Annotated in this window: 24 protein-coding genes; 15 read left to right on the forward strand and 9 right to left on the reverse strand. The window is 66.0% G+C overall.

Going from position 1 to position 26608, the window contains the following annotated elements:
• Window positions 1-126 precede the first annotated feature (126 nt).
• The 3 genes from IBJ06_RS02080 (at window position 127) to lpxC (ending at window position 6339) form a co-directional block, all read left to right on the forward strand.
• Window positions 127-3483, forward strand: coding sequence for a TonB-dependent receptor (locus tag IBJ06_RS02080; protein ID WP_292156859.1), 3357 nt, complete (start codon window positions 127-129; stop codon window positions 3481-3483).
• Window positions 3484-3745: 262 nt separating this feature from the next.
• Window positions 3746-5296 (forward strand): cell division protein FtsZ, encoded by a 1551-nt coding sequence (ftsZ, locus tag IBJ06_RS02085; RefSeq protein WP_292156860.1) that lies wholly within the window; start codon window positions 3746-3748, stop codon window positions 5294-5296.
• A gap of 140 nt (window positions 5297-5436) precedes the next feature.
• The gene (lpxC, locus tag IBJ06_RS02090) at window positions 5437-6339 is read left to right on the forward strand and encodes a UDP-3-O-acyl-N-acetylglucosamine deacetylase (protein WP_292156861.1); all 903 of its coding nucleotides are present in this window, start codon (window positions 5437-5439) and stop codon (window positions 6337-6339) included.
• A gap of 3 nt (window positions 6340-6342) precedes the next feature.
• Here lpxC and pgeF read toward each other — a convergent pair whose 3' ends face one another.
• From pgeF to lgt, 3 genes are read right to left on the reverse strand one after another with little or no spacing between them, the layout of a single operon-like run.
• Window positions 6343-7122 carry a peptidoglycan editing factor PgeF gene (gene pgeF / locus IBJ06_RS02095; RefSeq protein ID WP_292156862.1) on the reverse strand — a complete coding sequence of 260 codons (780 nt, stop codon included), beginning with the start codon at window positions 7120-7122 and terminating at the stop codon, window positions 6343-6345.
• Window positions 7119-8249, reverse strand: coding sequence for an SAM-dependent methyltransferase (locus IBJ06_RS02100; protein ID WP_292156863.1), 1131 nt, complete (start codon window positions 8247-8249; stop codon window positions 7119-7121). Before IBJ06_RS02100 ends, pgeF begins: the two co-directional genes overlap by 4 nt.
• Window positions 8216-9091 carry a prolipoprotein diacylglyceryl transferase gene (lgt, locus tag IBJ06_RS02105; protein WP_292156864.1) on the reverse strand — a complete coding sequence of 292 codons (876 nt, stop codon included), beginning with the start codon at window positions 9089-9091 and terminating at the stop codon, window positions 8216-8218. Before lgt ends, IBJ06_RS02100 begins: the two co-directional genes overlap by 34 nt.
• Before the next feature lie 192 nt (window positions 9092-9283).
• Here lgt and IBJ06_RS02110 point away from each other — a divergent pair, with 192 nt between their 5' ends.
• The 3 genes from IBJ06_RS02110 to IBJ06_RS02120 all read left to right on the forward strand — a co-directional run bounded on the left by IBJ06_RS02110 (window position 9284) and on the right by IBJ06_RS02120 (window position 11087).
• Window positions 9284-9586 (forward strand): accessory factor UbiK family protein, encoded by a 303-nt coding sequence (locus IBJ06_RS02110; protein WP_292156865.1) that lies wholly within the window; start codon window positions 9284-9286, stop codon window positions 9584-9586.
• Between the two features lie 89 nt (window positions 9587-9675).
• Window positions 9676-10179: a YbjN domain-containing protein gene (locus IBJ06_RS02115; RefSeq protein ID WP_292156866.1), complete on the forward strand. Its 504-nt coding sequence runs from the start codon at window positions 9676-9678 to the stop codon at window positions 10177-10179.
• A 95-nt stretch (window positions 10180-10274) separates the two neighbouring features.
• Window positions 10275-11087 carry a pyrroline-5-carboxylate reductase dimerization domain-containing protein gene (locus IBJ06_RS02120; protein WP_292156867.1) on the forward strand — a complete coding sequence of 271 codons (813 nt, stop codon included), beginning with the start codon at window positions 10275-10277 and terminating at the stop codon, window positions 11085-11087.
• On the opposite strand, the gene IBJ06_RS02125 is transcribed toward IBJ06_RS02120, so the two are convergent.
• From IBJ06_RS02125 to IBJ06_RS02135, 3 genes are read right to left on the reverse strand one after another with little or no spacing between them, the layout of a single operon-like run.
• The gene (locus IBJ06_RS02125; RefSeq protein WP_292156868.1) at window positions 11076-11564 is read right to left on the reverse strand and encodes a hypothetical protein; all 489 of its coding nucleotides are present in this window, start codon (window positions 11562-11564) and stop codon (window positions 11076-11078) included. The genes IBJ06_RS02120 and IBJ06_RS02125 overlap by 12 nt on opposite strands.
• 25 nt (window positions 11565-11589) lie before the next feature.
• Window positions 11590-12933 carry an ATP-binding protein gene (locus IBJ06_RS02130; RefSeq protein ID WP_292156869.1) on the reverse strand — a complete coding sequence of 448 codons (1344 nt, stop codon included), beginning with the start codon at window positions 12931-12933 and terminating at the stop codon, window positions 11590-11592.
• 24 nt (window positions 12934-12957) lie between these two features.
• Window positions 12958-13695, reverse strand: coding sequence for a response regulator transcription factor (locus IBJ06_RS02135; protein WP_292156870.1), 738 nt, complete (start codon window positions 13693-13695; stop codon window positions 12958-12960).
• 82 nt (window positions 13696-13777) lie between these two features.
• Here IBJ06_RS02135 and IBJ06_RS02140 point away from each other — a divergent pair, with 82 nt between their 5' ends.
• Window positions 13778-14653 (forward strand): branched-chain amino acid aminotransferase, encoded by an 876-nt coding sequence (locus IBJ06_RS02140; RefSeq protein WP_292156871.1) that lies wholly within the window; start codon window positions 13778-13780, stop codon window positions 14651-14653.
• Window positions 14654-14656: 3 nt separating this feature from the next.
• Here IBJ06_RS02140 and IBJ06_RS02145 read toward each other — a convergent pair whose 3' ends face one another.
• Window positions 14657-16903, reverse strand: coding sequence for a caspase family protein (locus IBJ06_RS02145; protein ID WP_292156872.1), 2247 nt, complete (start codon window positions 16901-16903; stop codon window positions 14657-14659).
• Window positions 16904-17115: 212 nt separating this feature from the next.
• Between IBJ06_RS02145 and IBJ06_RS02150 the strand changes: the two genes are divergently transcribed.
• Complete coding sequence (locus IBJ06_RS02150; RefSeq protein WP_292156873.1) at window positions 17116-18387, forward strand: nucleoside transporter C-terminal domain-containing protein; 1272 nt, start codon at window positions 17116-17118, stop codon at window positions 18385-18387.
• A gap of 16 nt (window positions 18388-18403) precedes the next feature.
• Window positions 18404-19024, forward strand: coding sequence for a glutathione S-transferase (locus IBJ06_RS02155; protein WP_292156874.1), 621 nt, complete (start codon window positions 18404-18406; stop codon window positions 19022-19024).
• A gap of 1 nt (window position 19025) precedes the next feature.
• On the opposite strand, the gene IBJ06_RS02160 is transcribed toward IBJ06_RS02155, so the two are convergent.
• Both IBJ06_RS02160 and IBJ06_RS02165 read right to left on the reverse strand, forming a co-directional pair.
• The gene (locus IBJ06_RS02160; protein ID WP_292156875.1) at window positions 19026-19355 is read right to left on the reverse strand and encodes a 2OG-Fe(II) oxygenase; all 330 of its coding nucleotides are present in this window, start codon (window positions 19353-19355) and stop codon (window positions 19026-19028) included.
• Between the two features lie 924 nt (window positions 19356-20279).
• Complete coding sequence (locus IBJ06_RS02165; protein ID WP_292156876.1) at window positions 20280-20714, reverse strand: PaaI family thioesterase; 435 nt, start codon at window positions 20712-20714, stop codon at window positions 20280-20282.
• A 48-nt stretch (window positions 20715-20762) separates the two neighbouring features.
• Between IBJ06_RS02165 and IBJ06_RS02170 the strand changes: the two genes are divergently transcribed.
• The 6 genes from IBJ06_RS02170 (at window position 20763) to fliG (ending at window position 26607) form a co-directional block, all read left to right on the forward strand.
• On the forward strand, window positions 20763-21062 hold the full coding sequence (locus IBJ06_RS02170) for a DUF3253 domain-containing protein (RefSeq protein ID WP_292156877.1): 300 nt from the start codon (window positions 20763-20765) through the stop codon (window positions 21060-21062).
• Window positions 21052-21639 carry a uracil-DNA glycosylase family protein gene (locus tag IBJ06_RS02175; RefSeq protein WP_292156878.1) on the forward strand — a complete coding sequence of 196 codons (588 nt, stop codon included), beginning with the start codon at window positions 21052-21054 and terminating at the stop codon, window positions 21637-21639. Before IBJ06_RS02170 ends, IBJ06_RS02175 begins: the two co-directional genes overlap by 11 nt.
• A 29-nt stretch (window positions 21640-21668) precedes the next feature.
• A complete protein-coding gene (locus IBJ06_RS02180) occupies window positions 21669-22622 on the forward strand; it encodes an alpha/beta fold hydrolase (RefSeq protein ID WP_292156879.1) in 954 nt (317 codons plus the stop codon).
• 94 nt (window positions 22623-22716) lie between these two features.
• Window positions 22717-23805, forward strand: coding sequence for a Glu/Leu/Phe/Val dehydrogenase (locus tag IBJ06_RS02185; RefSeq protein ID WP_292156880.1), 1089 nt, complete (start codon window positions 22717-22719; stop codon window positions 23803-23805).
• Between the two features lie 130 nt (window positions 23806-23935).
• Window positions 23936-25570 carry a flagellar basal-body MS-ring/collar protein FliF gene (gene fliF, locus IBJ06_RS02190; protein WP_292156881.1) on the forward strand — a complete coding sequence of 545 codons (1635 nt, stop codon included), beginning with the start codon at window positions 23936-23938 and terminating at the stop codon, window positions 25568-25570.
• Window positions 25570-26607 carry a flagellar motor switch protein FliG gene (gene fliG, locus IBJ06_RS02195; RefSeq protein ID WP_292156882.1) on the forward strand — a complete coding sequence of 346 codons (1038 nt, stop codon included), beginning with the start codon at window positions 25570-25572 and terminating at the stop codon, window positions 26605-26607. The genes fliF and fliG overlap by 1 nt, the downstream gene beginning before the upstream one ends.
• Window position 26608: the final 1 nt, after the last annotated feature.

A 26608-nucleotide genomic window follows, 5' to 3' on the forward strand; every position in this document is an offset into this window, starting at 1 on the left:
GGTCACAGTCGGGCCACAATGCCTTGTGGCGCGCCACTTTGCTGCTAGCGTGCAATCCGGAAGCGTGGGTCACGAGCCGTGGTCCGCGTCACGTATTGTCAAATCACTTGGTTGGGGCATCACAACATGCTGTTGAAGCGCAAATATCTCTTTGGAACGACCATCCTGGCCGGCGTCATGATGGCGTCGGCTCCGGCCCTGGCTCAGACCGCCACGCAGAATCCTCAAGATCCGGAAGCCGGAACGCGGGTTGAAGAAATCGTCGTGACCGGTTCGCGTATCCGTCGCGACCCGACCAACGCCCCCACCCCGCTGATCCAGGTCGAGCGTGAAGCGCTGCTGACCACCGGTCAGTCGACCGTGATCGACTACCTGGCCACCATTCCGGCCCTGTCGAACTCGCTGGTTCCGTCGGACACGACCGGTTCGGGTCTGAACGACGGCGGTCTGGACTTCGCCAACCTGCGCTCGCTGGGCACCGGCCGTACCCTGACCCTGGTCGACGGACGTCGCCACGTCGGTTCGTCGCGCGGCACCCTGTCGGTTGACGTCTCGTCCATTCCTCGTCTGCTGATCGAGAACATCGAGATCATCACCGGCGGTGCCTCGTCGATCTACGGCGCCGACGCTGTGGCCGGCGTGCTGAACTTCATCCTGCGCGACGACTTCGAGGGCCTGGAACTCGACTTCAACTACGGTCAGATCAGTCAGAGCGGTAAGGCCACCCGTCGTGCCTCGGCGCTGATCGGCACCAATCTGATGGATGACCGTCTGAACCTCTATGCCTTCGCGGAGTACGAAAAGGCTGACCAGGTCACCTCGTTCGACGTCGACTGGCTGAACCGTGATTATCGCTTCATCGGCATTGATGCCGACCCCACCACCGTCCCGTCGGACGGCTTCCTGGACAACTTCCTGTTCAGCGATCTGAACCGGATGGATCGCCCGCGCTGGGGTCAGACCACCCTTTACAACACTCAGCAGCCCAGCCCGCTGACCAATCCGCTGATCCCGTGGCCCACCCGTACCGGCGGCCTGTTCGCCTGTAACGTGGCCAGCATCGACGCCAACTGCTACCCGGTCGCTCCCGGCAAGACTTTCTGGTATCCGGAAGGCACCGGCACGGCCCGCTTGGCCAACTTCGGCCAGCGGATCGGCAATACCGGCCTGTCGCGTCCGTACAACATCGGCGGTGACGGCGTCAGCGCGGCCGACTTCTCGACCGCGTCGCGCTTCCCTGAACTCGAATCGCAGCGCTATCAGACCGGCTTCACCTTCGCTGTCCTGCCCAACGTCAATCTGCGCGGCGAGTACAAGTTCGTGAAGGAAGATGCGTTCGATATCGCGCAGCCGACCTTCTTCGACATCAACCTGCTGGACATCACCTATGGCGCCGGGGCGACCAACCCCATCCGGGGCACCAGCTCGTTCGACCTGCGCTGGTCGGACAACGCCTTCCTGCCGCAGAACGTGAAGGACGCGATCGCTGCCAACACGGCGACCAACTATGCGGCGCCGACCGCCAATGCTCCGGGTGCCGCCCTGGGCGTGTTCGCGGCCCCCTATGCCCGTCACGTGATGTTCGGGCCGGACCGCTTCCAGGACAACCGCCGCGAGATCGAACGTTATGTCGTGGCGCTGGACGGTGATCTGGATCAGCTGCTGTTCTTCCGCAATGTGGGCTGGGATGTCGGCTACACCCGCGGTGAAATGAACAACGTCAACCAGGAGCGCGGCGTCGATGTGCTGCGCTTCGCCCTGGCCGCGGACGCTGTGGTCGATACCGCCGGTATCGTCAATGGCCGTCCGGGCGAGATCGTCTGCCGCGCCCAGCGTATCGCTGCCGCGGGTGGCACTCCCTACGACTACAACTGGGGTTATGCCGACCTTCGTGACTATGCCACGGGTGCTGCGGCGCTGGCCGAATGTACCCCGCTGAACGTCTTCGGCGCGGGTAATCAGTCCGAGGAAGCCCTGGCCTATGTCGACGCCTCGATCCGCGTCCGCGAAAAGAACATCTCGGAGCAGACCCTGGTCAACGTCTCGGGTCAGCTCTGGGACTTCTGGGGTGCCGGTCCGATCGGCGTGGCCCTCGGCTATGAAAAGCGTCGTGAGTTCGCCGAAGGTATCGGCCGCAGCGCCGACACCGGCGACCGCTGGCTGTTCCTCAACACCGGCCCGGACTTCATCGGTGCCGAGTATGAAAGCGACGAGTTCTACGGCGAAGTGGCCTTGCCGCTGTTCCGCGACTCCTTCCTGGGTGACTATGCCGAACTGAGCGGGTCGTACCGCAAGTCGGACTACACCACCGTGGGCGAGGTCGAGGTCTGGGGTGTCAACCTGGTCTACCGTCCGATCCCGGACATCGGTTTCCGCACCAGCTTCAACACCTCGGTGCGCGTGCCGAACCTGGCCGAGAACTTCTCGCCGGCGACCCAGACCTTCTGGAACGGCGTGGTTGACCCCTGCTCCACGGCGCAGATCACCAACCCCGCCCTGTCGTCGGAAGTCCGTGCCAACCGCGTTGCCAACTGCAACGCCCTGCTGGCGCAGTACAACGCTGCGAACGGCACCTCCCTGTCCTATGACTTCGGTGGTACGACCCTGACCACCGCCGACGACTACCTCCCGAACTACACCTCGGGTGTCGCCGGCGTGAACGCGGGTAACCCGTTCCTGGAACCGGAAGAGTCGGAATCCTTCACCTTCTCGGTGATCCTGCGTCCGCGCATGTTCCCGAACCTGTCGATGGTGCTGGACTATTATGACATCGAGGTCACCAATGTGATCTCGACCGTCACGGCGGCCCAGGCGGCGGCCAACTGTGTGAACGGTCCGTCGCTGAACCTCGCGGCCTGTAACACCATCTTCCGCAACGACCCGAACCCGGGCCGTGAGTTCTACATCGGTGGCCCGTCGGGCGACCCGATCGGGGGCTTCATCCAGGGCTCGATCAACTACGCCAAGCTGGCGACCGAGGGTCTGGACTTCGGCCTGAACTACAATCTGGACACTTATGATGTGTTCGGTCAGGACTGGGGCCGGTTCTCCTACAGCATCAACGGCCTGTGGCTGATCCGCCAGGAGTCCTACCTCGACTCGGCCAACCCTGAGGCGCACACCTCGTCGGCGGGCAACCTGTACTTCCCGCGGGTTCGCTACACCTCGTCGCTGACCTACGCCCCGAACGATGTGTGGAGCGTGAACTGGACGGCCGACTGGCAAACGTCGCAGCACATCTTCAACCCCTTCTCGATCGCGTCGAACATCGACAATATCCCGACCGACGCGCTGAAGACGGGTGCCTTCACCCGGCATGACTTCACGGTCCGTTGGAATGTGCGGGACGACCTGTCGGTCCGCGCCGGTGTGGTCAACGCCTTCGACAACGAGCAAAACCCCTATCTGCAGGGCACGCTCTACAACAACTTCGATGCCTGGGGCCGTCGCTTCTTCATCGGTCTGAACTATCGTCCCTGGTAAGGATTTTCCGATCCAGAACGGAAAGGGCGGCTCGCGAGAGCCGCCCTTTTTCTTTGCCCCTATCCGGCGATCATGGGTCGCCCTCCCCAGAATAATGCGTGCAGGGAGCATCCGACCCCTCTGGCGCGGTCCCCGACTCAGTCTATGCGGTAACCACCTGTTAAGGCTTACGGGTGTTCTATTAACCCGCTCATAACCAATGCGATTCGGGGGTTTGCAGTGGTTTCCGGGAGCGGGCTCGGATTGAAGGTCGGAAAATCACATGTCGCTGTCGCTGGTGCGTCCTGAAGCCACGGAATTGAAGCCCCGCATCGTCGTGTTCGGCGTCGGTGGCGCGGGCGGAAACGCCGTCAACAACATGATTGATGCGGGTCTGGAAGGCGTCGATTTCGTCGTCGCCAATACCGACGCCCAGCATCTGAGCTTTGCCAAGACCGACCGCCGGATCCAGCTGGGCGAAACCATCACCCAGGGCCTGGGCGCGGGCGCCCACCCCGAAGTCGGCATGAATGCCGCCGAGGAGTCCGCCGACGAGATCGCTACGCACCTCGAGGGGGCGCATATGGTCTTCATCACCGCCGGCATGGGCGGGGGCACCGGAACCGGGGCCGCGCCGGTGATCGCCAAATGCGCCCGTGACCGCAATATCCTGACGGTCGGTGTGGTGACCAAGCCCTTCACCTTTGAAGGCCGCCACCGCATGCGTCTGGCCGAGGCCGGCATTGCCGAGCTGCAGCGCTATGTCGACACCCTGATTGTCATTCCGAACCAGAACCTGTTCCGCGTCGCCAATGAGCGCACGACTTTTGCCGATGCCTTCGGCATGGCCGACCAGGTGCTGCACTCGGGCGTGCGCTCGATTACCGACCTGATGATCCTGCCCGGCCTGATCAATCTCGATTTCGCCGATGTGCGCGCCGTGATGTCCGAAATGGGCAAGGCCATGATGGGCACGGGCGAGGCCGAGGGCGACGATCGCGCCCTGATGGCGGCCCAGAACGCCATCGCCAACCCGCTGCTGGACGAAACCAGCCTGAAGGGGGCCAAGGCCGTGCTGGTCAACATCACCGGCGGCATGGACATGACCCTTCTGGAGGTCGACGAGGCCGCCAACGCAATTTCGGCCGAGGTCGACCCCGACGCCAACATCATCTTCGGCGCCGCCTTCGATCCGGCGCTGGATGGCAAGATCCGCGTCTCCGTGGTCGCCACCGGTATGGACGAGGGCGTCATGGCCCAGACCCCGCCCTCGACTCTCTCGCGCCCCGTCGCGCCGACCCGTCCGGCGGCCCCCGTGCGTGAACCGGTCCGTCAGCCTGAGCCGGTCATCCGTTCGGCCGAGCCGGCCCCGGTGACCCCGACCTTCCAGCCGACGGTCCGCGCGCCCGAGCCGCGCGTGACCCCGCAGCCCCAGGCTCCGGAGCCGGTCATGAAGGCAGAAGAGCCGCGCACGCTTGAGCCCATCGTCGACCCCTGGGTCGAGGAGTATGAAGCCGACCATACGCCTCGCGCCGCGACGCGCCCCGTCCAGGGTGACCTCTATATGGAGCCGGCCCGCGAGCCTGCGCGCGCCGAACGCCAGCCGGAACCCGAGCCCGAGTGGGACGACCGTGATCACCACCGCAAGTCGGGCTGGAGCCTGTTCGGCCGCAAGCGCGCGCCGGAGCCCGCCCCCTATGCGCCGGAAGCCCGGCCCGAGCCCCGGTCCATGCGCCTGTCTGGCAACTCGGCCCTGAAGACGCCCGAGCCGGAAACCTCCGCCGAGGAAGATGAGTTGGAAATCCCTTCGTTTCTGAGGCGTCTGGCCAACTGATGTCACGGTGCGAACGTCCGGGATCCGGGCGTTCGTAACCGCATCGAAACAATCCGAAACCTGACTTTGGTTTTCGTCTCGTCAACCAACCCATAGAGGTGTCGTCGGGCAGTTCCGCCCGGCCTCTGTGTGGACGTTTCGTGAGCCCGGTCAAAGCCGATCATCTCGAACAGACCCTGCGCGCCCCGGCGATCATCGCCGGCGTCGGCGTGCACACGGGCCAGCGTGTGCGTCTGGCCGTGCGTCCGGCGACCACGGGGACCGGTATCGTCTTCGTGCGCACCGATGTGACGGATCGTGACAACCGTATTCCCGTCTCGGGTCAGGCCGTGGTCGAGGCCCGCCTGAACACCATGATCGAGAATGGCGCCGGCGTGCGCCTGTCGACCATCGAACATCTGATGGCGGCCTTCTGCGCGCTGGGCATTTCCAATGCCGTGGTCGAGGTGGATGGCCCCGAACTGCCGATCCTGGACGGCTCGGCCCTGCCGTTCGTGCAGCTGCTGGACCGGGCCGGGTTCCGCAATCAGGCCGCGCCGCTGCGCTTTATCGAGATCCTGTCGCCGGTCGAGGTGACCGAGGGCGACAAGCACGCGCGGCTGCTGCCCTGCGACCGCTATGAAATGCGCTTCGAGATCGATTTCGACACGCCGGTGATCGGCAATCAGGTGGTGGATTTCGTCGTCGACGAGGCGACCTTCCGCAGTGACATCATGGCGGCCCGCACCTTTGGTTTTGCCCATGAGGTCGAGGCCCTGCGCCGCGCCGGTCTGGCCCGCGGCGGCAGCCTTGAGAATGCAGTCGTCATCGACGGCGACCAGATCCTGAACACCGGCGGCCTGCGGATGGAGCGCGAGTTCGTCAAGCACAAGGCGCTGGACGCCATCGGCGACCTCTATGTGCTGGGTGGCCCGCTGCTGGGCCGCTACGAAGGCTACAAGGCCGGCCACGCGGTCAACAATATGCTGGTCCGGGCACTGCTGGCCCGCCCGGAGGCCTGGCGTGAGGTGGTCCGCACGCCCGACATGGCGATGGCGGGCTGACGCCTACTCCAGCGTAATCACGCTCATCATCCGGCCGAAGTCGGGCTCGCCGCTCAGGTGGGCGCGGCGGTTGGAATAGAAGCGGTCCGGGTCGGGCAGGGTGTCATGGCCGGTCCAGGCGATCTGGCCGACGCCCGCGCGCTCCAGCTTCCATATGACATAGCCCGGCAGGTCGAACTGACGTCTGTCGGGCTGTTTGCCCATGACGAAGAACTGGCCCGAGCCGGAGGACTGGCGCAGGAACCGTTCCTCGAAGACCTCGTCGACCTCATAGGAGGCCTGGGCGATGGTCGGGCCGACGACGGCGATGGTCTGGTCGTGCTCGGCGCCGCCTTCCTTCATGGCGCGCAGGGTAGTTTCGATCACGCCGCCGACCGCGCCCTTCCAGCCGGCATGGACCGCCGCGACCATCCCGGCGCGGGGATTGGCGATCAGGATGGGCGCACAATCGGCGGTCAGGACGGCGCACAGGATGCCCGCTTCCTCGACGGCGATCACGGCGTCACCCTCGGGCCGCTCGTCACCGAAGGGCTGGTCGGTCATATGCACGATGTCGGAGTGGATCTGGTAGCAGGCGGCGAAGTCAGCGGGCGTGCCGCCCATGGCCGCCGCCACGCGCGCGCGGTTTTCGCGCACCGCCTCGGGATCATCGCTTGAGCCGACCCCCGTGTTCAGCCCCCTGTAGATCCCGGTCGAGACGCCGCCCTCCCGCGTGAAGAAGCCGTGGCGGATGCCCGGGATATCCAGCAGCGGATGGGTGATCGGCGTGGGCAGGTCGGTCATGGGGCAACCTCGAAGGCGGGGAGGGCAACGGTGTCGGGGCCGTAGAGGGCTGCGACCTTGAACAGGGTGCCCATCTGGTCCGGGGCGGTCAGGCGCTGGACCTGGCGGTCGATCAGGGGGGCGGCCCCGGGCTGGCTGGCCTTCAACCGATCGGCACGAACGGGAAGGCCCAGCCGGGTCAGGAATTCGGCCTGGGTGAGCAGGGGGGCGGTCGTCACGCCGGCGGCTCGCGCGGTCGCGAGAACCGCCGGAAAGTCGGCCCATTGGGTCAGGTCGGCCTGACCGGGCGTGGCCAGCGGATCGACCTTCTGATGGCGGGACAGGGCCTGAAGCGTATCGCCCGGGCCCGGCGTGTCGCGGCCATAATCGATCAGCAGGGCGGCGCCGGTATGGTGCTTCAGCAGATCGGCGACGGTGCCGGCAAAGGCACGCTGGGCCTGCGACTGTTCGACCACCTGTCCGGGCTGGACGTCATGGCCGGGGGGCGAGAAGCCCGGACCGACCGGTCCGAGGCGAAAGGCGAGCTCGCCCTCGGCATCCAGCCCCACCATGCGCTCGGCCCAGCCGTCGGGGGTGCGCTCGAACTGGCGGGCGGGCAGGCAGTCCAGCACCTCATTGGCGACCAGAAGGACGGGACCTTCGCCGTCTACGCCGGACAGCCTGTCGGCCCAGCGGGGCGTGACAGGGGCTTCGGCCAGCCGCTCCTTTTGCAGGGCGCGCAGCGGGCCACTCGGCTCGATGAGAGTGAGATCACAGGCGTCGAGAAAGGCCGGGACCACGCGAGCGGCGCGCAGGATGTCGGCCATCAGGGTGCCGTCGCCCGGTCCGACCTCGACCAGTTGAAAGCGGGACGGCGCGCCCATCCGCGACCAGGTCTCGACCAGCCACAGGCCGATCAATTCACCGAACATCTGGCTGACGGTCGGCGCGGTCAGGAAGTCGCCGTCCGGTCCGATGGCCGGGCGCGTCGCATAATAGCCGCCCAGCGGATCATGCAGGCAACGAGTCACATAGTCGGCGACGTTCAGCGGGCCGGTCAGGGTGATCTCGCGCTGGAGCCGCCCCTTCAGGTTCGCCGCTTGCGCCGGGCCGCTCAGGAGTTCGCGCCGACCGGCGGACGGCTCCATGCACGCCAGATCAGCCAGCCGCCCAGCAGGATCATCGGTATGGACAACAGCATGCCCATGGTGACCACGCCCTGAAGCGCGTCGGGCATATGGGTGTCAGGCTCGCGCACCGTTTCCAGCACGGCGCGGCTGAGGCCATAGCCGAGCAGGAACAGGCCTGTGACGTAGCCGGGCTTGGTCAGCAGCTTCATCTTCCAGACGCCGAGAGTCAGGATGGCGAACAGCAGCAGGCCCTCCAGCCCCGCCTCATAGAGCTGGCTGGGGTGGCGGGGCACATCGCCGGCCGGGCAGAAGCCATAGGTGTTGTAGATCGTCTGGTTACAGAAGCGGATGGCCCAGGGGACATCGGTGGTGCGGCCCCACAGCTCGCCATTGATGAAGTTGGCCATGCGCCCGAAGAACAGGCCGATCGGCACGACGGGGGCGACCAGATCACCGAGGCTGAGCAGGTTGATCTTCTGCCGGTTGGCGAACCAGATGATGGCGAGGGTGACGCCGATCAGGCCGCCGTGGAACGACATGCCGCCGCTCCACATCTGGAACAACTCCAGCCGCGACCAGCCCTCGCCGGTGAACAGCTGGGCATAGAGGGACGGCTTGTAGAAGAGGGCATAGCCCAGTCGCCCGCCGAGGATCACGCCCAGGGCGATCCAAAGGACCAGGTCATCGATCTGACTCTGGGTGGCGGGCGGCCGCCCGGGCGACCAGATCGGGACCGTCTTTGCCAGTTTTGAGGCATACCACCAGCCCAGACCGAGGCCGGCGATATAGGCCAGGGCGTACCAACGCAGCGGAAACGGGCCGATGGAGATCAGGACCGGATCGAACTCGGGAAAGGGCACGGGGCGTCCTTGATGTGATCAGCGTTGCCTCGCCTTTAGCAAGACGGGCCGGGGGCGTCTTGCAAGAATTGACGATGGGGGTTTGCGGCGGTCGGGTCGATCGGCCACATGGACGTCACCGACGCAAGATTTCATTAACTCTCTGGAAACCGGCGCAGCCCAGCGTCGGGACAGACATCAAGGCAGGCTTCCATGCAGACCCGCAATCCGCTTCTCGACGAACTGGCACGGCTGTCGACCGGTGCCATGGGCCTGGCCCAGGCGGCCGGCGAGGAAGCCAAATCCGCGATGCGGGCCCAGACCGACCGCATGGTCGCCGAACTGGATCTGGTGCGTCGCGACGAGTTCGAGGCGCTGAGGGCCGAGGTCAGGGCTCTGCGCGCCGAACTGGCCGCGCTGAAGGGGGGCGACGCCGACCCCGTCAAACGCAGCCGCAACAAGCCTCAAAAGGGAACGTCCACAGGCGATCTTCCCCCCGGGGACGCAGCCGGTTGAGCCGAATCCGCGAACAGGCCTACCGTCAGCGTGCTGAGGGCGATTCCCGGGGTCTTCCCGGTAACCTTCTGAAAGACAGGACTCTCTGAATGGACATGGTCAGACCGGACGAGGCGGAAATGGCCTTCGATCCCCTCGATGTGGTCGAACATGTTCTGACGGCGGAAAATCTGCCGTTTGACCGGACGGCGGACGGCGATCTGGCTTTCGCCCTTGCCGGCGACTGGAAAGACTATGAGCTGTGGTTCGCCTGGCGTCCCGAGGGGGACTGCCTGCAACTGTGCTGTGCGCTGGACCTGCGTGTCGGCAAGACGCGTCGCCCGGCCCTGCATGAGCTGATCAGCCTGATCAACCAGCGCACCTGGCTGGGCCATTTCGAACTGTGGAGCGAGGATCAGGAGATCGTGTTCCGTCACGCGCTTGCCCTGCCGCACGGCGAACGTCCGACCCTGTCGCAGGCGGCCTCGATGATCGATGCGGCCATCGATGCTGCCGACCGCTACTTCCCCGCGTTTGACTACCTCGTGCGCGGCGGGCGCAAGCCCCAGGACGCCATCGACGCCTGCATGTTCCAGACGGTCGGCACCGCCTGATCCGATCCTTTCGGTTTGATGGTCCGCAGCGGGCCATGTTAGGCACGCCACCCTGCTGAAGGGCCCCGCTGGGCCTTCGCCGACGTGGAGACGGCATGACCGACACCTTTTCCATGGACGTCGACATTGGCCTGATCGGGTGTGGACGTCTGGGCTCGGCCCTCGTCGAGGGCTGGCTGGCGACCCCGGGGTTCAAGGCGAACCGGCTGACCATCATCGCGAGGCATGAGACCCTCGCTACCGATCAAGCCCGGGCGGCGGGTGCCATGATCAATCCGTCACCGGACCGGATGACGGGCGTCGGCATACTGGTGCTGGCCGTCAAGCCGGCCGTCTGGCGCGAGGCGCTGCAGCCTTTTGCCGATGTGATCCCCGAGGACACGGTGGTCGCTTCGGTGATGGCGGGTGTGCGGTTGGACGATATCCGTCAGGCTGCGGGGGGGCGCCCGGTCGCGCGCCTGATGCCGACCACGGCGGTGGCCCAGCGTCAGGGTGTGGCGGGCCTCTATGCCTCTGACAGTAAGGCACGCACCATGGCGACGGCCCTGTTCGAGGGCATGGCCGATGTGGTGCCGCTGGAAGACGAAAATCTGCTGGACGCGGCGACGGGGGTGGCGGGATCGGCCCCGGCCTTCATCTATGCCTTCGTTCAGGCCCTGGCCCGGGCGGGGGAGGTCGAAGGATTGACCCCGGACGCCGCCGTACGGTTGGCCCGCGGGGCCTTGCGCTCCGCTGCCGCTGGGGTCTCGGACGGTCAGAGCCTTGAGGACGCCATCGAACGCATCGCCTCCAAGGGCGGCACGACCCGCGCCGGTCTGGATGCGCTGGAGGCCGACGGCGGCGCCGAGCGGGCCGTGGCTGCCGCCGTCAGCGCCGCTGTGGCCCGTGCCCGTGAGCTATCCCGCTAGGCGGCCGGTCGCGAGGCGGCGCGCGAAGCGGTCAAAGGCATGACCGGCATCCTGCCAGGTCGTGTAGCCTCTCACCTCAGCGAGCGTCGAGGAATACCAGTCATAGCGGACCGGATAGCGGGTGCCGTCGGCCAGGGTGACCTCTCCCTCGATCGTAGCCCCGCCAATGCTGCGGCTACGCATGCCGTCCAGCCCGGGCTGGGCCGCCAGCTGTGCGAAGGTCGGGCGGTTCGGGCGGATGTCGACCAGAACCAGTGAGATGGTGGCCCCCGGAAGGGCCTGCTCCCGGGCGAGGGCGCGCTCGACGGTCACGGCCAACTGATCGGCCTGCTGCAGCAGGTCGCGCTCGCCCAGTTCATCGGCCTTTTTGACAAGGTCCGGACCGAGCACGACGGAGACATCGGGGCTTTGCGCGACCGCGGCACCGGCAACAAGCGTCACGGCGGCAAGGGGAGCGAAGAAGGCGAAACGGCGCATGGGTGCACTCCTGTGAGAGCCCATATTAACCCGGAAGGCGAATTCGCGCCATCAGGCCGCCCAGCGCGCTGCGATCCAGAGTAATGTCCCCGCCGTGCCCCCGCGCGACATCGCGGGCGATGGCCAAGCCCAAGCCGACACCCTTGCGGTTTTGGTTGCGGGATGCGTCGAGGCGGGAGAAGGGGCGGAAGGCTTCTTCGTGCATGTCCTCCGGAATGCCCGGCCCATCATCCTCGACGGCGATCTCGGTGCCGCCGGACGGCAGACGCCGCGCGGACAATCGCACCGTATCGCCATGCGCCGCAGCGTTGCCGACCAGATTGGCAAGGGCCCGCCGAAAGGCGAGGGGGCGGACATTGACGGTCAGGGTCGCGGGTGCGTCCACCTCGACGGTCGCGCCGATCCGGCGCGCATCGTCCGCAGCCTGGCTCAGCAGCTCAGAGACAGAAAGGGCCTCGCTGGCTTCGCCCGCCTCGCCCTGGGCGAAGGCCAGATATTCGTCGATCATATGCTCCATCTGATCGAGGTCGCCCTGCATGGCCGAGGCGCGCTTGAACGGCGGGGCAAGGGCCAATTCCAGCCGCAGGCGGGTCAGCGGGGTTCTTAGGTCGTGGCTGACGGAGGCGAGCAGGGCGGTCCTCTGGTCAATATGGCGCTGAATGCGATCGCGCATGTCCAAGAAGGCGCGCGCGGCGGCCCGGACCTCGCGCGCGCCGTGCGGCTTGAACCGCTCTCGGGTCTCGCCCCGGCCAAAGGCTTCGGCGGCGGCGGCCAGGCGCTCGATGGCCCGGACCTGATTCCGGATGAACAGGATGGCGACCGACATCAGCAGCACGGTGGCGGCCAACAGCCAGACGACAAAGATGTGCGCCTGGGTGGCCACGGCCCGCTCGCGCGGGGCGATGATGCGCATCACGCCGTCATCGATCTGGACCTGGATATCGACATAGTTCGGATATCGGGTGGTATCGAACCAGAAGGGCCGGTCGAGACGCGAGTCGAGGGCCGCCTCCAGGGCCCGGTCGACGACCCCGATGGGACCGCGCCGAACGTTCTCGGGAAGCGCCTTGTCATCCTGCCAGGCGATCGACAGCGAAAGGGTGCGCTCGGCCCGGTCAGCCAGGGTTTCGAGGGCTTCGGGAGTGGGGTCGTCGACGTAGGTGTCGACGGCCCAGGCGATGTCCCCGGCCAGTCCCTCGGACAGTCGGGCATTCACGGTCTGCCAGTGGGCGTCGAAAAAGATCCAGGTGACGAATACCTGCATGACCAGGACCGGCAGGACGATGATCAGCAGGGACCGGCCCCACAGGGAGGTCGGCAGTCGGCGCTTGAGGAAGCGTGTCCAGACCGTGGACGGGAGAAGTTTCATGGAACGGGCCCGTCTCGCCGCGCGTCAGTCCGGCGCCAGCATATAGCCGACGCCGCGCACGGTCTGGAGATACCGCGGATTCTTGGGGTCGACCTCCAGCTTGCGGCGCAGGCGGGTGACCTGGACGTCGACGGCGCGGCCGGTGATATCGGCGGTATCGGGCGAAAGGGCCATGCGCTCGACCGGGGCATGGGCGTGAATGGCTAGGGTTTTCAGGAGTTGGGCCTCGGCCTCGGTTAGGCGCTGGGGGCGACCCCCGCGCATCAGTTCCAGCCGCTCCATGTCAAAGACGGCGTCGCCCAGCTTGATCTCACGCGGAGTCAGGGGCTTGCCGCCGGTCCGACGCAGGATGGCATCGATCCGGAGAGCCAGCTCGCGCGGATCGAAGGGCTTGGACATGTAGTCGTCGGCCCCGCGTGACAGGCCCTCAATGCGGTCGCCGGACTCGCCGCGCGCGGTCAACAGCAGTACGGGGGTCTGGGACGTCTCGGCCTTGCTCCTGACCCAGGTGGTCAGGTCTAGGCCGCTTTCGCCGGGCATCATGATGTCCAGCACGATCAGGTCGAACTCGATCAGCTCCATCAGGCGGCGGGCGGCGGCCGCGTGGGCGGCGCCGGTCACGCGATAGCCCTCGCGCGCCAGATATTCCTTGAGCAGCTCGCGAATCCGGTCGTCGTCATCGACGATCAGCAGGTGCCGTCCCGAACCGGCCCCCGCGACCGGGCCCGACCGCCCGTGGGAACGCCCGTCTGCGCCACTCATTTCAGGCTCTCCCCGGCGAGAACGTTGACCTGAGCGACCCCGGAGGTTCTAACCTGCGCACAGCTAAGGGAGACTTTGTTCAATGGCCTTCGTTCCTTTCGACGACCGTGACGGCTGGATCTGGATGGACGGCGACTTCGTGCCCTGGCGCGACGCGAAAACGCACGTTCTGACCCATGCCCTGCACTATGGCTCGTCGGTGTTCGAGGGTGAGCGTATGTACGATGGCGAAATCTTCAAGCTGACCGAGCACAGCGAGCGCCTGCGCCGCTCGGCCGAGCTGTTGGACTTCGAACTTCCGTACAGCGTGGCCGAGATCGACGCCGCCTGCAAGGCGACGTGCGAGCGAATGGGGCTGCGCGACTGTTATGTACGGCCTGTTGCCTATCGCGGTCCGGAGCAGGTCGGTGTCTCGGCCGGCAAGACGAAGATCCACGTGGCCATCGCCGTCTGGGACTGGCCCAGCTATTTCGACCCGGAGACCAAGGCGAAGGGCATCCGTCTGGAATGGGCCAAATGGCGCCGGCCTGACCCCATGACGGCGCCCTCGGCGGCCAAGGCGGCCGGTCTCTACATGATCTGCACCCTGTCCAAGACGGCCGCGGAGAAGCGCGGCTATGCCGATGCCATGATGCTGGACTGGCGCGGCTATGTGGCCGAGGCCACCGGGGCCAACGTCTTCTTCGTGCGGGACGGCGTAATCCATACGCCGCCGATCGATGGCATTCTCGATGGCATCACCCGCCAGACGGTGATCGCCCTGGCAGAGTCGAAGGGCATCGAGGTCGTGGTACGCCATATCCGGCCCGAGGAGTTGTCCACCTTCTCCGAGTGTTTCCTGACCGGCACTGCGGTCGAGGTCACCCCGGTCAGCGAGATCGGCGAATATCGCTTCACTCCGGGTTCCATGACCCTCGACCTGATGGAGACCTATTCCCGCCTGGTGCGGCGCACCTGATCCCTATCCGCGCCCAATGCGGATGACGACATCGTCGACCTGCACGCCGCCCCGCTCGACCACCAGGTGCTGGTAACTGCGCTGGCCGTCCATGGTCTGGGTCTGGACGTCCATGACCTCCGAGGCAAATTTGCGCCGCAGATAGGTGGTCAGCTCGCCGGCGGTGATCAGGTCGTCGCCGTCATAGTTGGCCTCGCCTGTCAGGCCTGTGCGCAGGAAGTGGGACAGATAGCCCCCGGCCTGGAATTTGACGGCTACCTGGCTGGTCAGATCCTCTTCCGAGCTGAACAGACCGATCACGCCGGGACGATTGACGACGTTTCGCGCAAAGCCTCCCGAGAAGCAGCTGTCCAGCACAATCAGCGACAGGCGGGTGTCGAGGCTGGCGAACAGTTCGGCCATTTCGGCGTCGGTGATCTGGCCATCGCGCAAAACGATGGTCTCGGCCAGCCCGTCCAGCTCATTGCCGCTGACGGCGACCGACTGTTGCGAGCCGTGGCCCGAGAAGAAGAACAGGAAGATGTCATCGGGACCGGCCTGGGCCGCAACTTCGGCAAAGGCCCGCCGCACGCCGCCCACTGTGGCGTCAGCGTCCGTCAGCACGATACTGGCCGGGTTCAGTACGCCTTCACGCCGCAGGGCCTCGGCCAGCTTCAGGGCGTCATCGGCCGTGTAGGCGAGGTCCGAGGCATAGCCGCCATAGTCGGAAACGCCGACCATGATGGCAAACACGCGAGGACCCCCGCGGACGCCGGCCTGACGCGGGGTGCCGAGGCTGAGGCCGGCCGTCAGGCTGTAGGGGCCGACCTCGCCGGGGCCGTAGCTGGTGACCGAAACTGTGTAATCGCCGTCGGCCGGCAGGATCATGTCGATCCGGCTGTTGGTGCCGTCCGGGCCGTCGTCATTGTCCGCCGAGGCATCGCCGGGGCCACGCAGCATCAGATAGGTGTCAAAGGCATCAGACTGCAGGTCCAGGGCAACCCTTTCCCCGCGCCGTCCCGTGATCACATAGCGATCGGCATATTCACCGGTGGTCAGTTGTTCATCGCTGCCTGAGAGCATTCCCGACAGGGAGACGCCGCCGGCGAAGCTGTTGCCCGCGCGGGGGGAGACAGCGGTCTGGACACTGCCGGCGTCGCTGCTTGACACGCTCAGGCGATAGGTGCCGGTTTCGCCGGGCTGATAGCTGGTGGCGACGATCTGGTATTCGCCAGTGGCCGGAAGGGTCAGGACCAGACGGCTGTTGACGCCGTCCTCGCCGGTCTCGTCATCGTCATTGGCGACCGCGAAGTCGCCCGGGCCCTGCACGAACAGATAGGGGTCGAACTGGTCCGATCGCAGGGTGACCTCGATGTGATCTCCGGCCTGACCGTGCAGGGTATAAACGGTCATGTATTCGCCGGACCGCAAGGTGTCGTTGCCGACGTCCAGCCGTCCCGTCACGGCCTGGCCCGGGCGCACAATGGACCCGCCGGTTGCGGCTATGGCGGTGGTGCCGCCCGCTTCTTCCAGGATCAGTGTGTAGGCACCGGTTTCGCCGACTTCATAGCTGGTGGTGATGATCGAGACTTCACCCGTGTCGGGCATGACAAACTGAATGCGGCTGTTGCGGCTTCCGCGCCCGGTCTGGTCGTCGTCATTGTCTTCCTGAACCCCGACGCCCCGCACCATCAGATAGGGATCGAACTCGGCCGAGTTCAGTCGCACCACATAGGTCTGGCCCGGCGTGCCCGTGAACGACCAGCTGTCGGCATATTCCCCGCTGGAGATGGTTTCATCAGAGCCGTTGAGTTGACCGGCGTTGGCGGTGCCTTCCTGCGCACGGCCACCGCCCTGGGCGGAAATCGGGGGGCCGACGCCTTCCAGAACGCTCAGGGTGTAGCGACCGCTTTCGCCGGGCGCGAAGGTGGTGGCCTGAATGCGATACTGGCCACTGGCCGGCAGTCGGACCGTCAGCTGGGAATCGACATCGCCCTCGTCACGATCGTCATTGAACTCGGCAAAGCCGGACGGACCTCGGATCATCACATAGGAATCGACGTCGCTGGACGACATCCGGACGGTCACCTGCTGGCCGGCGCGCCCCTCGAACACATAGACGTCGACATATTCGCCTGACGTCAGCTGGGCGTCGCCGGCCTGGAGCCGGCCCTGGACCTCTCCGCCCAGCCGGATCGGGTCCTGGGCCGAAGCCGGAAGCGCGGTCAGCGCCATGAGGCCCGTGGCCAGTGTGACCAGACAGCCCCTCATGACCCTGCCCCACCCGCCGAAAAGCCGCTCGGAACCCGCCATGGTGTGTGCCTCCCCCAGACCGGATGCAGACTATCAACGGTATGCGGCCCGGCAAGCCTGTCTGAACCTGACGACTCCTGGGGCCAGGATCAAACCGCCCCTTGCCAGTTCGCGTGGGCTGGCGTTCAAGCGATACGGGGCGCAGCACATCGCGCGGCCGGGGAGTGCCAATGTTCACGACACTGAATGCCCAGAGCGCGCTGGGTCTGATCGTCATCGTCGCCGTTTGCTGGCTGCTGTCCGAGGACCGCAAGCGCTTTCCGTGGCGTTTGGCGCTGGGCGCGGTGGCGGTGCAGTCGACGCTGGTGCTGGCCCTGTTCGCCATTCCAGGCTCCGAAAGGCTGCTCTCGGCGATCAGCGGCGCTGTCGCCGGCCTGGCCGCCGCGACCAGCCGCGGGACGCAGTTTGTGTTCGGCTATCTGGCCGGCGGCGACCAACCCTATGCCGTGACCAACGACGGGGCCTTGTTCACCTTCGCCTTTCAGGTTCTGCCGCTGATCCTGGTGATCTCGGCTCTGTCGGCCCTGCTTTGGCACTGGAAGATCCTGAAGTGGATCACCCTTGGGTTCGGCCTGCTGTTTCAGCGCACCATGGGGCTGGGAGGGGCGTCGGCCCTGGCGGTGGCGGCGAACATCTTTCTGGGCATGATCGAGAGCCCGATCGTGATCCGCGCCTATCTGGACAAGCTGACCCGGTCGGAACTGTTCCTGATGATGACGGTCGGCCTGTCCACGGTGGCGGGCTCGACCATGGTGGCCTATGCCGCGATCCTGTCTCCAGTGATGTTGAACGCCGCCGGCCATGTGCTGGTGGCCTCGATCATTGCGGCACCGGCGGGGGTGCTGCTGGCGCGCGTCATCGTTCCGGAGACGCCCGGTCAGGGCGGGGCCCACGCCGACTATGACTCTGCGCTCAAGTACGACAGCGCCATCGACGCCATCGTCAAGGGCACGTCGGACGGACTGATGGTGGTGCTGAACATCTCCGCGGTACTGATCGTGTTCGTCTCCCTGGTGGCCCTGACCAACCTCATGATGGGGGGGCTGTGGCTGTTCGACGGGCCGGTCACCGTGGAGAGGCTGCTGGGCTGGGTGTTCATGCCGGTGGCGTGGCTGACCGGCGTCGAATGGGCCGAAGCGGGCAAGGCCGGGTGGCTGCTGGGGGTCAAGCTGACCCTGACCGAATTCGTCGCCTTCATCGAGCTGGGCGGGATTCCGGTCGGCGACATCAGCGACCGCACCCGGATGCTAATGACCTATGCCCTGTGCGGATTCGCCAATATCGGCTCGGTGGGCATCATGGTGACGGGTCTCAGCGTGCTGATGCCCGATCGCCGCCAGGAGGTGCTGAGCCTGATCTGGAAGGCCCTGTTCGCCGGCTTTCTCGCCACCCTGATGGCCGCCTCGGTTGTGGGCCTGATGCCCGACGCCATATTCGGCTGAAACCGGAGATCGAACCATGAAGCTCTACACCTCGCATCGCGCCCCCAATCCCCGCCGGGTGCGCTGGGTCATGGCCGAAAAGGGTATCGAGGACATCGAGGTCGTGCAGGTCGATCTGCTGGCCGGCGAGCACCGCACCCCGGAGTATCGCGCCAAGGTCGGCGTGCCGCATGTTCCCGCGCTGGAACTCGACGACGGCACTTGTATCTCCGAGTCGGTGGCTATCTGCCGCTATCTGGAATCCCTCTATCCCGAGCCGAACCTGTTCGGGATCGACGCCCGTGAGCAGGCGATCGTCGAGATGTGGACCCGGCGCTGCGAATTCTATCTGGCCAATCCGGTGATGCTGACGGTGCGCTTTACCCACCCGGCTCTGGCCGTGCTGGAAGCCACGCCCCAGCCCCAGGTCGCGGACTACAACCGCGTCGCCGCCGAGCGGTTCATGAAGACGCTGGATCGCCACCTCGACGGACGGGATTACCTCGCTCTGGACCGTTTCACCATCGCCGACATCGTCGCCGTGGTCGGGCTGGATTTCGCGAGGCTGATCAAATACCGCCCGCCAGCCGAGCTGGAAAACCTGAACCGCTGGCTGGACGCCTGCCGCGCCCGTCCGGCGGCCAGGGCAGGGGCCTGACCTACAGGTCGAGCCGGGTCAGATTGGCCTCCCGGATCGTGGCGGCGGCCTCGTCGTAAAGAAACGGCAGAAAGGCGTAGCGTCGCCCCCGCGAGACCGGCGTGACCTGGTGCAGCAGGGAACAGGAAAACACGACCGCCCCCCCGACCGGCGGGCGATACGTCTGGGGGCCATATTCCGGAAAGCCGACCTCTCCGCCCTCGAAATCGGCATTGAGATTGATCGAGACGGCAAACCTCCTGTGTGCGGTGCCGGAGGTGGTATTGTCCCGGTGGGGGCGGAAATGCGCCTGATCGGTCGCGTCGTAACAGGCCACGAGGTAGCGTTCCATCCGGGTGACCTGAAACTGATAGGCGCGTTCGATCTGGGGAAGGATGCGCCGGTGGATACGCTCGGGGTGGCGGCGATCAGCGCCGGGTCCTCGATCAGGACGTCGCGGCGGGTCTTGTGACCCGGGTCGGTCACCAGCTTCGTACGCCCGTTGCGCTGGACCATGACGCCGGACAAGGCGCCGCCAGCCTTGTCATAGGTCTGGATCAGGCGGGCACACAGCTCCGGTTCAAAGATCTGCGGCAGGTAGAGGACGGGGGCAAACCCGGCAATGCCCGTGGCATGATTGACCGGCGGCAGATCCGACAGAAGGACCTGCAGGGCTTCAAGGTCCGTTCCGCCTTCGGCGAAGGGGATGATGGCCTTCACGCGAAGGGAGGGGTCGAGGATCGTCCAGAACCGCCTCAACGGCTCGATCGCCGGATCCGGATGGGGGGAATCGGGGGCAGCGCCATAGAGGCGGGCGACGGAACGATCAAAGTCCCAGAACCACCGGATTCCCGGCAGCCGGGCTTTCAGACGCGCTTCATCACGGGGATCCTGGGTCAGGCCGAAGAAGGCGATGTGGGTATCGTCGAACAGGGGCCGCTGTGCCTGCAGCCAGGTCAGGACCCTCTGTCCGGCCGCATCCGCCGTGCTGCCGATGAAGCCCAGCACGATCCAGCGCCCGGCAGCGGTGTCGAATACATGGTCGTCGCGGCTGGTCGATCTCTGCCGGAACCACGGCGCGGTGTCCCCCGGACGGAGTGCGATATAGCGGCCACCGGGCATTGGGGTGTCCCCGGGCGGGCCTGTTTCAGCAGTCGTCATGGGAACCGGCCTAGCAGCCGGGGAAATCCCCAACCAATCACGCCTGAATCACGGTTCTGCGAGCGGCCGGCAGGCGCGGCACGGTCAGGGACACCAGCGCCGTGACCGAGGCCGGTCAGTCGCGCGTATTGAATTTCCGGATGACGCCCGAGAAGGTCATCAGCACCCGCTCACCGGCATTGATCTGTCCCCGCACGAAGATCAGGCTCTTGCCGGCGCGGATTACCTCGCCGGTCGCCTCGACCAGTTCGCCGACATACGCACCGTCGATGAAAGTCGAATCCAGTTGTACGGTCACGCCCGACGCGCCCTCCATCTCCTGATAGGCGGCCTGGAACAGGGCGATGTCAGCAAAGGTCATCAGGCAGCCGCCGTGCATACGGCCGCCGGCGTTCATGTGCTTGGCCTCGGCGCGAAAGGCGCAACGCATCCGGCCATCGGGGTCGGGACGAAAGTAGAAGGGCCCGACCACCTGATCGAAGGTGCCATGCAGGTCGTAGGTCTGCCAGCCCGCGAACTCGCCCTCGGTGACGGTGATCTTGGCGACCATATGATCCTCAGCCTTCTTCTTCCCCCCGCAATGCAGCATATAGGGGCAATGAGCGACCCCATCGAAGAAACAATCTACGAAAAACTGGCTGCCCTGGGACCAGGCAAAAGCATCGAGCCGGCGGATGTGGCCAAGGCCGTGCAGCCTGAGCAATGGCAGCGGATGCTGCCGCGGGTGCGTACCACCGCCCTGGGCCTGATGCGGCAGGGGCGTCTGATGATCACTAAGAAGGGCAAGCCGGTCGATCCCTCCAGCTTCAAGGGCGTGATCCGGCTGCGTCTGCCGACGGCCGAGGAGGCCCAGCAGCTGATCGAGGCCCGGACCGCCGCGCCGGACGATGCGGACTGATCTGGACGCGCTGCTGGCCGGGATCGCCGGGTGCCGTGCCTGTGCGCACACATTCGGCCATGAGCCCCGACCGGTGGTCATGGTATCGGAACACACCCGTCTGCTGATCTGTGGCCAGGCGCCCGGGCGCCGGGTGCATGACAGCGGGCGGCCCTTCACCGACCCCTCGGGAGACCGGCTGCGCGCCTGGCTGGCCGTGGATGCGGAGACCTTCTATGGCGATGAGCGGATCGGCGTCGCGGCCCAGGCCTTTTGCTATCCCGGCACGAGTCCCAAGGGGGGCGATTATCCGCCTCCGGCCCGCTGTGCCGAGCTTTGGCGGGACCCTCTGCTGAAGGCGTTGGCCCAGGTTGAGCTTACCCTGCTGGTGGGCAGCCATGCCCAGGCGTGGGCCCTGGGGGATTGCTATCGCGGGATGACCGACACCGTGCGGAACTGGCGGGACCACCTGCCCGATGTGCTGCCCCTGCCGCATCCATCATGGCGCAATACCGCCTGGCTGACCCGCCACCCCTGGTTCGAAGCCGAGGTGGTCCCGTATCTTCGCGAACGGGTCCGGGGCATTCTGAACCGATGATGCGACTCTGGGCGGCTCTGATTTCGGCTATGGTTCTGTCAGGGTGTGCCGCGCCCTATGTCCAGCGGGCGTTATTGCCTCCTGACCAGTATGGACAGGCCCGGATCGAGGGTGCCGCCTTCGTCATGCGCGATGGAGCGGTGCTGCCCTCCCTTCATTGGGCACCGCCCGACGCGGAGCCCTGGGCGGTCATTGTGGCCCTGCATGGCATCAACGACAGCCGCGCTGCCTTCCGGTTGGCCGGACCATGGTGGGCTGAGCGCGGGATCGCCACCTATGCCTATGACCAGCGCGGCTTTGGCGATGCGCCGGGGCGGGGCGTGTGGCCCGGGAGGCTGATGGCGGACGATCTGGAGCAGGTGGTTACGCTGGTCCGCGCGCGCCATCCGGACGCCCTGATCGCGGTGGCCGGGGAAAGCATGGGGGGTGCCGTGGGGATTACGGCCTTTGCGTCAGAGACCCCGCCTGATGCGGACCGGTTGATCCTCCTGGCACCGGCGGTGTGGGGCTGGTCCAGCCAACCCTTGCTGTACAGGCTGAGCTTGTTCGCTGCGGCCCGGACCTTTGGCGATCTGGCGGTCGAGCCGCCCGCCTGGGCCGCCGACCGGGTTCTGCCCTCGGATCATCTGATGGAGCTGATCCGCAGCGGTCGCGATCCGGCGCAGACGCTCTCGACCCGGTTCGATGTTCTGTACGGCCTCGTGGATCTGATGGAGGCGGCCGGGCAGAGACTGGGCGATGTCGATGTGCCCACGCTGTTTCTTTACGGTGCCCGGGACGACCTTGTGCCGGATCAGGCCGTGCGTCAGGCGCTCGGGCGGGCCGGGGCAATGCCGGGGCTGCGCACCGCCTTTTACGAGGACGGCTACCATCTGTTGAACCGTGATCTTCAGGCCGTGCGGGTGTTCGCTGACGTCGAGGCGTGGCTGAAGGACGCATCCTCGGTCCTGCCGTCCGGCGCCGGGCCGATTCCGCTGCGGTAGCCGGGTGACCCTGCGTAAGGTCACGCTTGCCCCGGGTCTGTAACCCGCGTATCAGCCCCGCAACAAAAATACCCAGGAAAGGCTCGCAAAGGGCATGACACTGTTCGATTCGCCGTCGTTCTCGAACCATGAGGGCGTCCACGCCTTCTATGACGAAAAGACTGGCCTCAAGGCAATTGCTGCGGTGCACTCGACGGCGCGTGGTCCGGCGGTGGGCGGCACGCGCATGTGGAACTATGCCACGGCCGCCGAGGCGCTTGAGGACGTGCTGCGTCTGTCGCGGGGCATGAGCTACAAGAATGCCGTGGCGGATCTCGAAATGGGCGGCGGCAAATCGGTCATCATCGGCGACAGCCGCACCCAGAAGACTCCGGAACTGTTCCAGGCCTTTGGTCGCGCGATCAACACCCTGGGCGGCATCTATTATGCGGCCGAGGACGTCGGAGTTTCGGTCGAGGACATCGCCGAGGCTCGCAAGGAAACCGAGTTCGTCGTCGGCCTGTCGGGCGGTAAGGAGGGCTCGGGCGACCCCAGCCCGGTAACCGCCGAAGGCGTGTTCCGCTCGACCCTGACGGTCGCGCGCCGCCTGTGGAAGCAGGACGATCTGACCGGATTGACGGTCGCGGTGCAGGGCATAGGACACGTCGGGGGTTATCTGGCGGACAAGCTCCACAAGGCCGGGGCCAAACTGGTGATGACCGACGTCAACACCGCCCTGCTGGAAGAGGTCGCGGCCCGCAACAACGCCGAGATCGTGGCCCCCGACGCCATCTATGACGTCAAGGCCGACATCTATGCTCCTTGCGCGCTCGGAGCGACGCTGAACCCCGAAACGTTGGACCGTCTTTCGGCCAGGGCCATTGTTGGGGCCGCCAACAATCAGCTGGCCACGCCAGAGATCGGTCGCATCCTGTTCGAGCGCGGGGTGCTGTACGCGCCCGACTATGTCGTCAACGGCGGCGGCATCATCAACGTCGCCTCGGAGATGGCGGCCCGGAACAGCGGCGGCGCATACGACCCGGCGTGGGTGGAGGGCAAGCTGGCCCGCCTGATGGAGACGCTGGAGGAAGTCCTGGAACGCTCCGACCGTGAGAAGCGTCCGACGAACGAAGTGGCCGACGCCATCGCTGAAGCCCGTATTCAGGCCGCGGCGGACGAAAAGGTGAGGGCCCGCGCGGCCTGAGGCCTGATCGCGTGATCCGGCCACGGCTAATTCAGTAATCCCTGTCGCCTCTTAACGCGCCGTTTACCATGCGGGCGGCACTTTCTGCCTAGCGGGCGTGTCGCCTGTAAGTAGGGGTGTTGGGGCGCGCGTGGGCGGCTTTTCAGGGGCTTTGCAGAGATTTGGGGTCGGGCGGCTGGCCGCCCTGGCGGGTGTGGCTGCCGGAGTCGCGGCGGTGCTCGTGGTCCTGATGCTGCGCATCGGCCAGGCACCTGACGCCTTGCTCTATTCCAACCTCGACCTGCGCGAGGCGTCCGAGATCACCTCGGCGCTGGACACGGCCGGCATCAAATATTCGTCGCGCGGCGACGGCTCGACCATCTTCGTCAGCCGGGACGAGGTCGGCAAGGCCCGCATGCTGGTGGCCGGCAAGGGGATCGTGACCAGCGGCTCGGTCGGCTACGAAATTTTCGACAACCAGTCGGTGCTGGGCCAGACCGAATTCCAGCAAAACCTGAATGCCAAGCGCGCGCTTGAGGGCGAGCTGGCCCGCAACATCATGACCCTGCGCGGGGTTACCATGGCCCGTGTGCTGATCGCCCTGCCCGAGCGGGCCCTGTTTCAGGCCCAGGCGGCCGAGCCGACCGCCTCGGTCGTCGTTGGCCTCGGGGGGCGTGACCTGACCGCCGATCAGATCCGGGGGATCCGCTCTCTGGTCGCCTCCAGCGTGCCGAACCTCAAGCCCACACGGGTCACCGTCATGGACGACACCAACCGCACCCTGGCGGCGGGCGGCGATGAGGACGGCTTCTCGGGAGCGAGCGCGGACCGGATGAAGGCGACGACCGAGGCCCAGCTGCAGGCGCGGGTCATGGACGTGGTTCAGGGCATCGTCGGTCCCGGTGCCGCGCGCGTCCAGGTCACCGCCGAGATCGATCACAGCCGGTCAACGACCCAGGAGCAGCGCTTTGACCCGGATGGTCAGGTGGTGCGCTCCATGGCCATCAATGGCTCGAATTCTCAGGATACGACCGGCCAGCCCCTGGGCGGGGTGGGGGCCGACCAGAACATCCCGGGCGGCGAAGCGCCGGGGATCTCTGCCCAGGGCTCGACCCGCACGGACGAGACCGAAACGACCAACTATGAAATCTCGAACACCCTGACCACGACGGTCCGCGAACCGGGTGAGGTCAAGAAGCTGGCCGTGGCGGTCGCCGTTGACGGCGTCTGGACGCCGGGGGCTGACGGGGCCGAGCCAACCTATGCGCCGCGCACGCCCGAACAGATCACCGAGATCGAGGAGCTGGTGAAGGCCGCCGTCGGCTTCAGCGCCGAGCGCGGCGACATCGTCCGGGTCAGCAATGTCGCCTTCAATCGCGAGGTTGCTCCGAATGGGGGAACCGAGGCGGGGGGTGGTCTGTTCGACTTCACCAAGAACGACATGATGCGCGGTATCGAACTGCTGGTGTTGCTGATCACCGGCGTACTGCTGATCCTGTTCGTGCTTCGCCCGCTGCTGAAGGCCACGACCGGTGGCGGCGGGGGGAGTGCTCCGGCGCTCGCGGGCGGGGTGGGCGTCACCCCGCTTCAGACGACGCCCGTCGGTGCTTCGGGCCAGGCGGCGGTGGGCCAGCTGGCCGGCCCGACCGACATGGAACAACGTCTGGATATCGCCCGCATCGAAGGACAGGTGAAGGCGTCTTCGGTCAGGAAGGTCTCGGAGTTCGTCGAGCGCCACCCGGAGGAATCGACCTCGATCCTCCGCAACTGGGTGCATGAAGGCTGATGGCGGCCCGGATGGTCACGCGCAAGGCTGCGGTCGAGGATGTCCGCAAGCTGACCGGCCCCGAAAAGGCGGCCGTCGTACTGCTTTCGCTCGGCGAGGAGCATACCCGCCTGTGGCAGGGTCTGGACGAGGACGAGATCAAGGAGATTTCCCAGGCCATGGCGGCGCTGGGTACGGTCAGCTCGACTGTGGTCGAGGAGTTGCTGCTTGAATTCGTCTCGGGCATGAGCGGCTCGGGCGCGGTCATGGGCAGCTTCGAGCAGACCCAGAAGCTGCTGTCGTCCTTCATGCCGCCCGACCGCGTCGAAGGGCTGATGGAGGAGATCCGCGGTCCCGCCGGCCGGACCATGTGGGACAAGCTGGGCAATGTGAACGAGGCCGTTCTCGCCAATTATCTGAAGAATGAATACCCCCAGACGGTCGCCGTGGTTCTGTCCAAGATCAAGCCGGACCATGCTTCACGCGTGCTGACGGCCCTGCCCGAGGACTTCGCCATGGAGTGCGTCCAGCGGATGCTGCGGATGGAGCCGGTCCAGCGGGAGATCCTCGACAAGATCGAGCAGACCCTGCGGACCGAATTCATGTCGAATCTGGCGCGTACCTCGAAGCGCGACAGCCACGAGATGATGGCGGACATCTTCAACAGTTTCGACCGTCAGACCGAGGCCCGCTTCATCGGTGCCCTGGAAGAGCGCAACCGCGAGGCGGCCGAGCGCATCCGGGCCCTGATGTTCGTGTTCGAGGATCTCGCCAAGCTGGATCCCGGCGGCATCCAGACGCTGTTGCGCGCGGTCGAAAAGGACCAACTGGCCCTGGCCCTGAAGGGGGCCTCTGAATCCCTGCGCGAACTGTTCTTCGGCAATATGTCCGAGCGGGCGTCCAAGATCATGCGCGAGGACATGGAGTCGATGGGGCCGGTGCGCCTCAAGGACGTCGATTCCGCCCAGATGGCCATGGTTCAGGTTGCCAAGGATCTCGCCGCCAAGGGCGAGATCATGCTGGTGGGCCAGGGCGGCGATGACGAGTTGATCTACTGAC

Source organism: Brevundimonas sp., assembly GCF_016742135.1.
GTDB lineage: Bacteria > Pseudomonadota > Alphaproteobacteria > Caulobacterales > Caulobacteraceae > Brevundimonas.